This window comes from Mycobacterium sp. IS-836 (genome assembly GCF_001954275.1).
Taxonomy (GTDB): domain Bacteria; phylum Actinomycetota; class Actinomycetes; order Mycobacteriales; family Mycobacteriaceae; genus Mycobacterium.
The window spans coordinates 23388-35004 of record NZ_MBEU01000014.1 but is presented as its reverse complement, the minus strand read 5'-3'; the positions used below and the strand labels follow the sequence as shown (position 1 = coordinate 35004).

14 protein-coding genes are annotated in these 11617 nt (G+C 69.7%); 11 read left to right on the top strand and 3 right to left on the bottom strand.

All coding sequences use genetic code 11. From position 1 onward, the window contains the following. Positions 1-27 precede the first annotated feature (27 nt). Positions 28-864, bottom strand: a complete 837-nt coding sequence (locus A5747_RS06980) for a helix-turn-helix domain-containing protein (protein ID WP_083700200.1) — start codon at positions 862-864, stop codon at positions 28-30. A 90-nt stretch (positions 865-954) separates the two neighbouring features. Here A5747_RS06980 and A5747_RS06975 point away from each other — a divergent pair, with 90 nt between their 5' ends. After that, positions 955-1368: an SRPBCC family protein gene (locus tag A5747_RS06975; protein ID WP_076122927.1), complete on the top strand. Its 414-nt coding sequence runs from the start codon at positions 955-957 to the stop codon at positions 1366-1368. A 93-nt stretch (positions 1369-1461) separates the two neighbouring features. On the opposite strand, the gene A5747_RS06970 is transcribed toward A5747_RS06975, so the two are convergent. Next, positions 1462-1884 (bottom strand): nitroreductase family deazaflavin-dependent oxidoreductase, encoded by a 423-nt coding sequence (locus A5747_RS06970; protein WP_076122926.1) that lies wholly within the window; start codon positions 1882-1884, stop codon positions 1462-1464. A 77-nt stretch (positions 1885-1961) separates the two neighbouring features. On the opposite strand from A5747_RS06970, the gene hisD reads away from it, so the two are divergent. The 8 genes from hisD to hisI are packed head-to-tail and all read left to right on the top strand — an operon-like array spanning position 1962 to position 8342. Then, positions 1962-3278, top strand: coding sequence for a histidinol dehydrogenase (gene hisD / locus A5747_RS06965; protein WP_198938143.1), 1317 nt, complete (start codon positions 1962-1964; stop codon positions 3276-3278). Further along, positions 3275-4414, top strand: coding sequence for a histidinol-phosphate transaminase (locus A5747_RS06960; protein ID WP_076122924.1), 1140 nt, complete (start codon positions 3275-3277; stop codon positions 4412-4414). The genes hisD and A5747_RS06960 overlap by 4 nt, the downstream gene beginning before the upstream one ends. Beyond that, a complete protein-coding gene (gene hisB, locus A5747_RS06955; RefSeq protein WP_076122923.1) occupies positions 4411-5043 on the top strand; it encodes an imidazoleglycerol-phosphate dehydratase HisB in 633 nt (210 codons plus the stop codon). Before A5747_RS06960 ends, hisB begins: the two co-directional genes overlap by 4 nt. Further along, positions 5040-5660: an imidazole glycerol phosphate synthase subunit HisH gene (gene hisH, locus A5747_RS06950; RefSeq protein WP_076122922.1), complete on the top strand. Its 621-nt coding sequence runs from the start codon at positions 5040-5042 to the stop codon at positions 5658-5660. The genes hisB and hisH overlap by 4 nt, the downstream gene beginning before the upstream one ends. Before the next feature lie 2 nt (positions 5661-5662). After that, a complete protein-coding gene (priA, locus tag A5747_RS06945; RefSeq protein ID WP_076122921.1) occupies positions 5663-6406 on the top strand; it encodes a bifunctional 1-(5-phosphoribosyl)-5-((5-phosphoribosylamino)methylideneamino)imidazole-4-carboxamide isomerase/phosphoribosylanthranilate isomerase PriA in 744 nt (247 codons plus the stop codon). A 4-nt stretch (positions 6407-6410) separates the two neighbouring features. Further along, a complete protein-coding gene (locus A5747_RS06940) occupies positions 6411-7211 on the top strand; it encodes an inositol monophosphatase (protein WP_076122920.1) in 801 nt (266 codons plus the stop codon). A gap of 1 nt (position 7212) precedes the next feature. Then, on the top strand, positions 7213-7998 hold the full coding sequence (gene hisF / locus A5747_RS06935; RefSeq protein WP_076122919.1) for an imidazole glycerol phosphate synthase subunit HisF: 786 nt from the start codon (positions 7213-7215) through the stop codon (positions 7996-7998). Next, entirely contained in the window at positions 7995-8342 is a 348-nt protein-coding gene (gene hisI, locus A5747_RS06930) for a phosphoribosyl-AMP cyclohydrolase (RefSeq protein WP_076122918.1), read from the top strand. Before hisF ends, hisI begins: the two co-directional genes overlap by 4 nt. 7 nt (positions 8343-8349) lie before the next feature. Here the strand turns inward: hisI and A5747_RS06925 are convergent, their stop codons facing one another. Continuing rightward, positions 8350-9846 carry a serine/threonine-protein kinase gene (locus tag A5747_RS06925; RefSeq protein WP_076122917.1) on the bottom strand — a complete coding sequence of 499 codons (1497 nt, stop codon included), beginning with the start codon at positions 9844-9846 and terminating at the stop codon, positions 8350-8352. A gap of 52 nt (positions 9847-9898) precedes the next feature. Between A5747_RS06925 and A5747_RS06920 the strand changes: the two genes are divergently transcribed. Beyond that, the gene (locus A5747_RS06920) at positions 9899-10747 is read left to right on the top strand and encodes an AraC family transcriptional regulator (protein WP_076122977.1); all 849 of its coding nucleotides are present in this window, start codon (positions 9899-9901) and stop codon (positions 10745-10747) included. A 7-nt stretch (positions 10748-10754) separates the two neighbouring features. Further along, a complete protein-coding gene (locus A5747_RS06915; RefSeq protein ID WP_076122916.1) occupies positions 10755-11579 on the top strand; it encodes an SAM-dependent methyltransferase in 825 nt (274 codons plus the stop codon). Positions 11580-11617: the final 38 nt, after the last annotated feature.

Here is an 11617-nt window from a genome sequence, read left to right as displayed (position 1 = left end):
ACCGCCGTGTGCGCACACTCAAAGCCGTCAGCGCACACTCGACGCGGCCGTGGACGTGGACTCTGCATTCGTCACCCGCCGTAGCGCGCGGCGCAGCGCCCGCGGAGTATGGCCGACATGTGCACGCACCACGCGAGTCAAGTGCGCCTGGTCGGCGAAGCCGAGCGAGGCCGCGATGTCGGCCAACGTCGATGTGTCGGCCTGCAGCCGCTCGAGCGCCCGGCCGACCCTGACCCTGTTGCGATAGCCGGTCAGTGTCACGCCCAGCTCCCGGGGAAACGCCCGGCTCAACCGGTACGGTGACGCACCCAGAAGCTCGGCAAGCGGGAACAATCCGCGTGCCGCCGGATGATCGTCGTGGATGGCCGCGCGCGCCCGCCGCACCAATCGCGCGTCCGCAGGAACCGGTCGATCGGTTAGTGGCGTGCGTCGGTCGGTTACCCTGCGCAGCGCCGCGACGGTGAGCGTCAGGAGATTCTCGGCAAGCTGGTAGTCGATATCGGTGGCGGCCAGGAGCCGTCGGTGTGCGAGCTCCAACCGAGCGTCGACGTAAAAGGTTGAGTGATGCCTGCGACCGGGATCGCCGACCAGCTGCCGCCACGACGCGGGGCTCAAGCGCACCGAGGTACACATGTCGCCGCCGTGCGGATGCGCGAACTGGTCTTCGTCTCCGGGCGCGCCAAGGTATCCCACCGTCGGGTCGAGGTCGACCGGACCGTCCGCCGCCCGCCGTTGAAACCGGCCGGACCTGACCAACACCAGCCGCCCGTCCACCGGGCGCTCGACCGCCGACCAGCCCGAACAGTCGGGACGGCATGTCCAAGCCTGCAAGCCGAACTGCGGCCGGTCTGCCAGAGTCGCCATTGACAGCACGGCGCCAGGCTAGCGCCCCGGTATGACAGCGCCCGCAAGAATCTTCAAGACCCCGCAGCGGCCGGTCGCCAAGCTGGATCCATGGCATCAATACGCACCGAGTTCGAAATCGACGTCGACGCCGACCGAGCGTGGCGAGTGATCGGCGACTGGGCGGACGGCCCGGTCGGCATGGCCAACGGTTATGTCGCGTCGTCGCAGACCGATGGCGACGTCCGGGTGGTGACGTTCGCCAAGGGGAACGTCGCGCGGGAGCGGCTGATCGCCCGCGACGAGGGTGAGCGCCGGATCGTCTACTCGCTGATCGGGGACACAGTGTGCCCCGAACATGACAACACGGCGATGCAAATCGTGGCCATCGGTCCGGGTCGCTGCCGGTTCGTGTGGTCGCGCGACGTGCTGCCCGATGAGCTGGCCGGGCGGCTGCTTGCCGCGATGGAGGACGCTGCGCGGGCCATCAAACGCACTCTCGAACGGGATCTAGCAGCGCAATAGGGCAGCGCAACAGGGCGTTGCGTGTGCATCCTGGGCGCCCTGCCCGCACAGTGACCGCCGTCAGCGCAGACTCAACGCATCAGGCGGCGGCGCTCAGGCGATGTCGCCGACGAAAACCCCGACCCGGCGCAGCTGCATGCGCGCCATCCGGGGCAGGCCCTCGACCTCCGGGCCCTCCGAGCCGGCCGGAAGGATCCGCGTATTGGTGAGGTGCACCACGCGGTTGCGGCTGAACTGGACATCCGCCTCCCCGGCGGCGAGCACGTTCTTGACCCAGTTCGTCTTGCCGTGCGCCAGCGCGATCGCCAGAACGTTTCCCTTGCGGTAGGGCGTGATCACGGTGTCGTACTGCTTGCCGGACGTGCGGCCGCGGTGCTTGATGGTCGCGGTCCCGGGCAGAAAGCGCGCGATCGGCTTGACCGCCGGGTTGAAGTACTTGATCTGGAAGCGCTCAAACCAGGGCGGGAACACCATCGGCACGCCGGGGGCATTGTTGGGGTGATCCTTGGCGGACATGACGGCCACACTACCGGTCGGATATCCACTTGAGCTGCTCTGGGAGAATGGACCCTGTGACTGCCACGCCCCAACCCGTGCTGGCCCGCATTGACCTGCGGGGCGCGGAGTTGACGGCCGCCCGCTTGCGGGCCGCGCTGCCGCGCGGCGGCGCCGACGTGGACACGGTGCTGGCCCAGGTGCGCCCGATCGTGCAGGCCGTCGCAGAGGGCGGGGCGGAGGCGGCCCTGGAATTCGGGGCGAAGTTCGACGGCGTCCGGCCCGCGGCCGTGCGGGTGCCCGACGCGGCGCTGCGGGCCGCGGAGGACGGACTCGACGCCGGCGTCCGGGATGCGCTGCGGGTGATGATCGAGCGGACCCGCGCCGTGCACGCCGATCAGCGCCGCACCGACGTCACCACCACGCTCGGCCCGGGCGCCACGGTCACCGAGCGGTGGGTCCCCGTCGAGCGGGTGGGCCTCTATGTGCCCGGCGGCAACGCGGTCTACCCGTCCAGCGTGGTGATGAACGTGGTGCCCGCCCAGGCCGCCGGTGTCGACTCGCTGGTGGTGGTCAGCCCGCCGCAGGCCCGCTTCGAGGGCCTGCCGCACCCGACGATCCTGGCCGCGGCCCGCCTGCTGGGGGTCGACGAGGTCTGGGCAGTGGGTGGCGCGCAGGCGGTGGCCCTGCTGGCCTACGGCGGCACCGACACCGACGGCGCCGAGCTGGCGCCGGTCGACATGATCACCGGGCCGGGCAACATCTACGTCACCGCCGCCAAGCGGCTGTGCCGCTCACACGTGGGCATCGACGCCGAAGCCGGCCCAACCGAGATCGCCATCCTCGCCGACAACACCGCCGACCCGGCGCATCTGGCCGCAGACCTGATCAGCCAGGCCGAACACGACGAGATGGCCGGCAGTGTGCTGGTCACCCCGAGTGAGGACCTGGCCGAGGCCACCGACACCGAGGTGGCGGCCCAGTTGCAGACCACGGTGCACCGCGAGCGGGTGACGGCCGCGCTGAGCGGGCGCCAGTCCGGAATCATCTTGGTCGACGACCTGGACGCCGGGGTCAAGGTGGTGAACGCCTACGCCGCCGAGCACCTGGAGATCCAGACCGCCGACGCGCCGCGGGTTGCCGGCCAAATACGTTCGGCCGGAGCAATTTTCGTCGGCCCGTACTCGCCGGTGAGCCTCGGCGACTACTGCGCGGGATCGAATCACGTGCTGCCAACGGGCGGTAGCGCGCGGCATTCCAGCGGTCTGTCGGTGCAGACGTTCCTGCGCGGCATCCACGTCGTCGACTACACCGAAGCGGCCCTCAAGGACGTCTCGGGGCACGTGGTGACGCTGGCGAAGGCCGAGGACCTGCCCGCGCACGGCGAGGCGGTACGGCGGAGGTTCGAGCGATGACGGCGCACGAGCCCACGCTGGACGACCTGCCGCTGCGCGACGACCTGCGCGGCAAATCACCCTATGGCGCACCGCAATTGGTGGTTCCCGTGCGGCTGAACACCAACGAGAACCCGCACCCGCCCACGCAAGCGCTCGTCGACGACGTGGTGCGCTCGGTGGCCGAGGCGGCCGCCGGGCTGCACCGCTACCCCGACCGCGACGCGGTGGCCCTGCGGCAGGATCTGGCCGGCTACCTCAGTGCGCAGACCGGCACCGGGCTCGGTGTGGAAAACCTCTGGGCCGCCAATGGTTCCAACGAGATCCTGCAGCAGCTGCTGCAGGCGTTCGGCGGGCCGGGGCGCAGCGCCATCGGATTCGTGCCGTCGTATTCGATGCACCCGATCATCTCCGACGGCACGCACACCGAATGGCTGGAAGCGGTCCGCGCCGACGACTTCAGCCTCGACGTCGATGCCGCCGTCGCCGCCATCATCGAACGCCGGCCCGACGTGGTGTTCATCGCCAGCCCCAATAACCCGTCCGGACAGAGCGTTTCGCTGGCGGATCTGCGACGGCTGCTCGACGTGGTACCGGGAATCCTGATCGTCGACGAGGCGTATGGGGAGTTCTCGTCACAGCCCAGCGCGGTGTCGCTGGTCGAGGAATACCCGACCCGGCTGGTCGTCACCCGCACGATGAGCAAGGCGTTCGCGTTCGCCGGCGGCAGGCTCGGTTATTTGATCGCCACGCCGGCGCTGATCGATGCGATGCTGCTGGTGCGGCTGCCCTATCACCTGTCGTCGCTCACGCAGGCCGCGGCCCGGGCCGCGCTGCGTCACGCCGACGACACGCTGGGCAGTGTGGCCACCCTCGCCGCCGAACGCGACCGCGTCGCAACGGCCTTGACCGCCATGGGCTTTCGGGTGATCCCCAGCGACGCGAACTTCGTGCTGTTCGGGCGGTTCGCCGACGCGCCGGCCACCTGGCAGCGCTACCTGGACGCGGGCATACTGATCCGCGATGTCGGGATTCCCGGGTACCTGCGCGCCACCACGGGACTGGCCGACGAGAACGATGCGTTCCTGCGAGTCAGCGCCCAGCTCGCGACCACCGAACTGGCTCCAGCCACCCCCAGCCCAGTAGGAGCACCGTGACAACCTCGCCGACAACCACAGGGACCCGTCGTGCGCGTATCGAACGTCGCACCAAGGAAACCGACATCGTCGTCGAACTCGACCTCGATGGCACCGGGCAGGTCCACGTCGATACCGGTGTGCCGTTCTACGACCACATGCTCACGTCACTGGGCACGCATGCCAGCTTCGACCTGACCATTCGCACCACGGGCGACGTCGAGATCGAGGCGCACCACACGATCGAGGACACCGCCATCGCGCTGGGTCAGGCGCTCGGGCAGGCCCTCGGCGAGAAGAAGGGCATCCGGCGGTTCGGCGACGCCTTCATCCCGATGGACGAGACGCTGGCCCATGCCGCCGTCGACGTGTCCGGGCGGCCGTACTGCGTGCACACCGGCGAGCCGGATCACCTGCAGCACACCACGATTACCGGCAGCGCGGTGCCCTACCACACCGTCGTCAACCGGCACGTGTTCGAGACGCTTGCCTCCAACGCCCGTATCGCCCTGCACGTGCGCGTCCTCTACGGGCGCGACCCGCACCACATCACCGAGGCGCAGTACAAGGCAGTGGCCCGCGCGTTGCGTGAGGCGGTCGAGCCCGACCCCCGCGTGTCGGGGGTGCCCTCCACCAAAGGTGTTCTGTGACAACACGATCGGTCGTGGTACTGGACTACGGCTCGGGTAATCTGCGGTCGGCCCAACGCGCGCTGCAGCGGGTCGGCGCCTCGGTCGAGGTGACCGCCGACGCGCGCGCCGCGGCGGCCGCCGACGGACTGGTGGTGCCCGGGGTCGGAGCGTTCGAAGCCTGCATGACCGGACTGCGCAAGATCGCGGGCGAGCGGATCATCGCCGAACGGGTCGCCGCCGGACGCCCAGTGCTGGGAGTCTGCGTCGGCATGCAGATTCTGTTCGCCCGCGGCGTCGAATTCGGCGTGGAGACCACAGGCTGCGGGCAGTGGCCCGGCGCCGTCACCCGGCTGGACGCTCCGGTGATCCCGCACATGGGCTGGAACGTGGTGAAGCCCGGGCCGGGCAGCGTGCTGTTCGACGGTTTGGACGCGGGCGCGCGGTTCTACTTCGTGCACTCCTACGCGGCGCAGTCCTGGGAGGGCTCACCGGATGCGGTGCTGACGTGGGCCACCCATCAGGTGCCGTTTTTGGCCGCCGTCGAGGAAGGGCCGTTGGCCGCCACCCAATTCCACCCGGAGAAGAGCGGGGATGCCGGTGCGGCCGTGCTGAGCAACTGGGTCGAGGGATTGTAAAGATGCCGCTGATTTTGTTACCCGCCGTCGACGTGGTCGAGGGTCGCGCCGTGCGCCTGGTTCAGGGCAAGGCCGGCAGCGAAACCGAGTACGGCTCCGCGCTGGACGCCGCGCTGGGCTGGCAGCGTGACGGTGCCGACTGGATCCATCTGGTGGACCTGGACGCGGCATTCGGCCGCGGCTCCAATCGCGAACTCCTGGCCGAGGTGGTGGGCAAGCTCGATGTCCAGGTGGAGTTGTCCGGCGGTATCCGCGACGACGATTCGCTGGCCGCGGCGCTGGCCACCGGCTGCGCCCGGGTCAACCTCGGAACCGCGGCGCTGGAGAACCCGCAGTGGTGCGCGCGGGCGATCGCCGAGCACGGCGACAAAGTCGCCGTCGGGCTCGACGTGGAGATCACCGACGGCGAGCACCGGTTGCGCGGGCGCGGCTGGGAAACCGACGGCGGCGACCTGTGGGAAGTGCTGGAACGCCTTGACGGCGAAGGATGTTCGCGGTTCGTCGTCACAGACGTCACCAAGGACGGAACGCTGGGTGGCCCCAATATCGACCTGTTGGCCGCCGTCACCGATCGCACCGACACGCCGGTGATCGCCTCGGGCGGCGTGTCCAGCCTCGACGACCTGCGCGCCCTGAACAACCTAGCCACCCTCACCGGCCGCGGGGTCGAGGGCGCCATCGTCGGAAAGGCCCTCTACGCCGGGCGGTTCACGCTGCCGCAGGCGCTGGCCGCGGTGCGGGAGTAGCGCCTTGGATTTGGACGCGCTCGTCGAAAAGGCATCGGCGATCCTGGACGCGGCGGTTCCGCCGTTCTTGGAGGGTCACCGCGCCGATTCCGCGGTTGCCAAGAAGGGCAACGACTTCGCCACCGAAGTCGACCTCGCCATCGAACGCCAGGTCGTCGCCGCCCTGGAGGATGCCACCGGGATCGGAGTGCACGGCGAGGAATTCGGCGGCACTGCCGTCGACTCGCCGTGGGTGTGGGTGTTGGATCCGGTCGACGGCACGTTCAATTACGCCGCCGGATCGCCGATGGCCGCGATCCTGTTGGGCCTGCTGCACGACGGCGAACCGGTCGCGGGCCTGACCTGGGTGCCGTTCACGAACGACCGATACACCGCGATAGCGGGTGGTCCGCTGGTGAAAAACGGTGTCCCGCAGGCGCCGCTGACTCACACCGACCTGGGTGACGCGCTCGTCGCTGTCGGCACCTTCAGCGTCGACTCGCGCGGCCGGTTCCCGGGACGCTATCGGCTGGCGGTGCTGGAGACGCTCAGCCGGGTGTCGTCGCGCTTACGCATGCACGGGTCGACCGGCATCGACCTCGTCTACGTTGCCGACGGAATACTCGGCGGCGCAATAACTTTCGGCGGTCACGTCTGGGATCATGCCGCGGGGGTGGCGCAGGTGCGGGCCGCGGGCGGCATCGTCACCAACCTGGCCGGCGAACCGTGGACCCCGGCGGCGCGGTCGGTGCTGGCCGCGGCGCCCGGCGCGCATGCGGAGATTCTCGAGATCCTGCGCAGCATAGGCGAACCGGAGGACTATTGACATGTACGCGGATACCGGGCTGGCCGTGCGCGTGATCCCGTGTCTGGACGTCGATGACGGGCGGGTGGTCAAGGGCGTCAATTTCGCCAACCTCCGCGACGCGGGTGATCCGGTGGAGCTCGCGGCGGCCTACGACGCCGAAGGCGCCGACGAGCTGACCTTCCTGGACGTGACCGCGTCGTCGTCGGGACGGGCGACGATGTTGGAGGTGGTACGCCGCACCGCCGAGCAGGTGTTCATCCCGCTGACGGTCGGCGGCGGGGTGCGCACCGTGGCCGATGTCGACATGTTGCTGCGCGCCGGGGCCGACAAGGTCTCGGTCAACACCGCCGCCATCGCCCGCCCGGACCTGCTGGCGGAGATGGCGCGCCAGTTCGGGTCCCAGTGCATCGTGTTGTCGGTCGACGCCCGCACCGTGCCTGCGGGGGCGGCGCCGACACCGTCGGGCTGGGAGGTCACGACCCATGGCGGTCGCCGCGGCACCGGGATCGACGCCGTCGAATGGGCGGCCCGCGGCGCCGAACTCGGCGTGGGGGAGATCCTGCTGAACTCGATGGACGCCGATGGCACCAAAGCCGGATTCGACCTGCCCATGCTGCGCGCCGTGCGCGCGGCCGTCACGGTGCCGGTGATCGCCAGCGGCGGCGCCGGCGCCATCGAACACTTCGCGCCCGCGGTTGCCGCAGGCGCCGATGCGGTGTTGGCGGCCAGCGTGTTTCACTTCCGCGAGCTGACCATCGGACAGGTGAAGGCCGCCATGGTCGCAGAGGGGATCACCGTGCGATGACGCTCGACCCGACCATCGCGGCGCGGCTGAAGCGCAACGCCGAGGGATTGTTCACCGCCGTCGTGCAGGAGCGCGGCAGCGGCGACGTGCTGATGGTCGCCTGGATGGACGACGAGGCGCTGGCCCGCACCCTGGAAACCCGTGAGGCCACGTATTTTTCGCGATCGCGCGGCGAACAGTGGATCAAGGGCGCGACCTCCGGCCACACCCAGCACGTTCACTCGGTGCGACTGGACTGCGACGGCGACGCCGTGCTGCTGACCGTCGACCAGGTTGGCGGGGCCTGCCACACCGGCGATCACAGCTGCTTCGACGCCGACGTGCTGCTGGCACCCGAGGGCTAGCTGGGCGCTAGCTGGGTGCAACGTCCAACCCGTTGGCGGCGGCGATCGCCGCGCGGGCCCATTCGTGGCGGAAGACCGCCGGGGAGATCCGGTCGCGGCGGATGACCTCGACGTCGATCGCCTTCCCCGTGAGCACCGCGTTGGGCACCCGGAACGAGAAGGCGGTTTCGTCGGTGGCGATGGCGAGAATCGCGTCGGCGTCGGTGAAACCGTTGGCGCGCATGGTGTCCTCGGCCCACCGCATTGGCTTGAGGCCGCCGAAATTCCTGACGTAGACCACCCACAGCCGGGTGCCGCGACCGTCGTAGAGCCTGGTGAGCGCCCGTTGCACGGCGTCCGACTCGAGCGGGCCGAGCACGCCCGATTGGTCGGTGAGTTGGCTGGTGAGCTTGATGGCCGCGGTCGCGGGGGCGGTGCTGACGGGCGGCGGACCCACGGAACGCGAAGTGGCACCGCGGCCCGATTGGCCGGATTTGCCGTGCAGCATCTGCACGCCCACTACCACCGCGATCGCGACCACCGCGACGGCGACCAGCGCCGCCACCCAGGTGCCCACCCGCCGACCCCGCTCCGCTTGCGGCGCTTGTGTTCGCGGCGCCGCGATCACTTCCGTCGGTGCGGCAATGACTTCCGTGCGGCCCGCCGCCTCGGCGCCGGTGTTCAGCTGACTGCCGAGCGCCGCCGCGAAATCGGCGCACGTCGCGTAACGGTCGCCGGGCTTTTTGGCGAGCGCTTTGGCCAGGGCGCCGTCGAGGTCGGCCAATTCGGGTCGGCGCTCACTGACGTGTGGCGGCGGGGTGGACAAATGCTGGGTGATGACGACCGCGGGGTTGGAATGATGAAACGGCGCGGAGCCCGTCAGCAGGTTAAAGGCGGTGCAGCCCAGCGCGTATTGGTCGGCCCGGCCGTCCAGATCCGCACCCTGCAATTGCTCCGGCGCGCAGTAGGCGGTGGTCCCCACCAGCATGTTGGTCGCGGTCAGGCCGCTGATCTCCCCGAGTTCACGGGCGATGCCGAAATCGGCGAGCAGGATCCGGCGGCGGGGCCCGGTCTCGGTCAGCAGGATGTTGGAGGGCTTGACGTCGCGATGCAGCAACCCGCGCGAGTGGGCGTAGTCGAGCGCGTCGGCGACGGCCGAAATGATCTCGAGGACTTGCGTTTTCGGCATCCCGGATGGGTGCTGGGTGCGCAGCAGCTCGGCGGCGTCCGTCCCCTCCACGTAGTCCATCGAGATCCACAGTTGGCCTTGGTATTCGCCGCGGTCGTGGATGCCGACGATGTGCTCGTGGTACAGGTTCGCGGCCAGGTCGGCCTCGCGATTGAAGCGTTGGCGGAATTCGTCGTTCGCGGTCAGTTCGCGGGGCAGGATCTTCAGCGCGTCGCGGCGGGGCAGCCGCGGGTGCTGCGCCAGGTACACCTGGCCCATGCCCCCGGCCCCCAGCCGCCGAACGATCGTGTAGCCGGCGAACACCTCGCCCTCGGCTAAGCCATCGCTTTGCGGCATGTGAGCATGCTACTGAGGTTTCGAATGATCGACGGGGAAGGACTTGCCCGTGGTGGACCGGCCCGCGCTGTATCGACCGAAACCGCCCCTGGCCGCGTACATCGAATTCTTCGGGCACTGGCGACACCGCGGATCCACCTACCGAAGCCGAGCTCTGCCGCGCGGCGCGGCCACCATGATCTTCGACGTCGGGCGGCGCCAGCGGCTGGACTTCTACGCCGCCGACGGCACCCGCCTGGCGGTTCCACCCGCCATCATCATCGGGCCGCACAGCGCGTCGTACATCACCGACATCGCGGCCGACGAACCGGTTATCGCGATCCATTTCCGTCCCGGCGGCGCGTTTCCGTTTCTCGGCGTCCCGCAGGGTGACCTGGAAGATGCCCGCGTCGGCCTCGATGAAATCTGGGGGCGCGACGGGCGTGAGCTGCACGAGCGCTTGATCGAGGCCCCGTCGCCGGCCGACGGTTTCGGCATTCTCGAGGATTTTCTACTGCAACGCGCGCGGTTCACCGTGCGCCGCCACCCGGGTGTCGCCGTCGCGATGGCGGCGATCGAAGCCGATCCCTCCCGTCAGATGGCGGAGGTCCGGCGTCTGGCGGGGCTCTCGACCAAGCGGCTGATCGGGATGTTTCGCGCCGAGGTAGGACTGGCACCCAAGGCGTATGCCCGGGTCCGCCGACTCCAGGCGGCGCTGCGCCGGCTCGACGCGGGCGCGGAGCGCGGCGCGCGCGTCGCGGCCGACACCGGCTACTTCGACCAGGCCCATTTCGTGCGCGAATTCCGGTCGTTCACCGCGATGACGCCGACGCAATACAGAAGCCAGCGGATCGTGTTGCCCAGCCACGTCCCGACGGAGCGGCACAAATATCCAAGACGGCCGGCGCCGGCACGCCGATGATCGGAGCATGGACCACACCAAACACGCGGTAGCGGCCACCGGATTGCTCACGGCGGCGATGCGCGCCGAGGAAACCGCACGCGACGATCGGCTTTTCACCGACCCGTTCGCCGAACGGCTGGCCGGCGACGACGGCCGGCAGTTGCTCGCCGACGCCGTGGCAGCGACCGGGCAGGCCTCCGCCGAGATCATCATCCGCACCCGGTTCTTCGACGAGGCGCTCGCTGCCGCGCAGCGCGATGGGCTCTCGCAGGTGGCGATCCTCGCCGCTGGGATGGACGCCCGCGCATATCGCCTGCCGTGGCGCCCGGCCACCACCGTCTATGAAGTGGACCAGCCGCGCGTCATCGCGACGAAGGAGGAGCGACTGGCCGGCGAGGCGCCCAGCTGCCACCGGGTTGCCGTCGGCGTCGATCTAGCCGACGACTGGCCAAAAGCCTTGCGCTCGAAAGGCTTCGACCCGTCGGCGCGCACGGCCTGGCTCGTCGAGGGACTGCTGCAATACATCGACGCGTCGGCCGTCGACAGCCTGTTCGCGCGCATCGACGCGCTGTCGGCCCCGGCTTCGCTGCTGCTGTACGACGTGGTCGGCCGGACGCTACTGGAGGCGCCGTTTCTCGAGTCGACGCTGCAGTACATGCGGCAACTGGGCGCACCGTGGGTATTCGGCACCGACACGCCGGCCGCCCTCGTCGAGGACCGCGGCTGGACGGCGGTCGTCACCGACGTGGCCGAGCCCGGTAGCAGGTGGCATCGGTGGGAGCACCCCGTCGTACCGCTGGACGTGCCCGGCGTCCCGCGCGGCTACTTTGTGACGGCGACCAAGGCCTGACGTCGCATTCCCGCGGTGTCGGAGGGCGCCCGCGGCGG

Bases quoted from the DNA above. Each gene is read 5' to 3' on its own strand.
- hisI (WP_076122918.1), top strand. From the start codon at position 7,995: ATGACGCTCGACCCGACCATCGCGGCGCGGCTGAAGCGCAACGCCGAG.
- A5747_RS06960 (WP_076122924.1), top strand. From the start codon at position 3,275: ATGACGGCGCACGAGCCCACGCTGGACGACCTGCCGCTGCGCGACGAC.
- A5747_RS06970 (WP_076122926.1), bottom strand. From the start codon at position 1,884: ATGTCCGCCAAGGATCACCCCAACAATGCCCCCGGCGTGCCGATGGTG.
- A5747_RS06915 (WP_076122916.1), top strand. From the start codon at position 10,755: ATGGACCACACCAAACACGCGGTAGCGGCCACCGGATTGCTCACGGCG.
- A5747_RS06980 (WP_083700200.1), bottom strand. From the start codon at position 864: ATGGCGACTCTGGCAGACCGGCCGCAGTTCGGCTTGCAGGCTTGGACA.
- priA (WP_076122921.1), top strand. From the start codon at position 5,663: ATGCCGCTGATTTTGTTACCCGCCGTCGACGTGGTCGAGGGTCGCGCC.
- hisF (WP_076122919.1), top strand. From the start codon at position 7,213: ATGTACGCGGATACCGGGCTGGCCGTGCGCGTGATCCCGTGTCTGGAC.
- A5747_RS06925 (WP_076122917.1), bottom strand. From the start codon at position 9,846: ATGCCGCAAAGCGATGGCTTAGCCGAGGGCGAGGTGTTCGCCGGCTAC.
- A5747_RS06975 (WP_076122927.1), top strand. From the start codon at position 955: ATGGCATCAATACGCACCGAGTTCGAAATCGACGTCGACGCCGACCGA.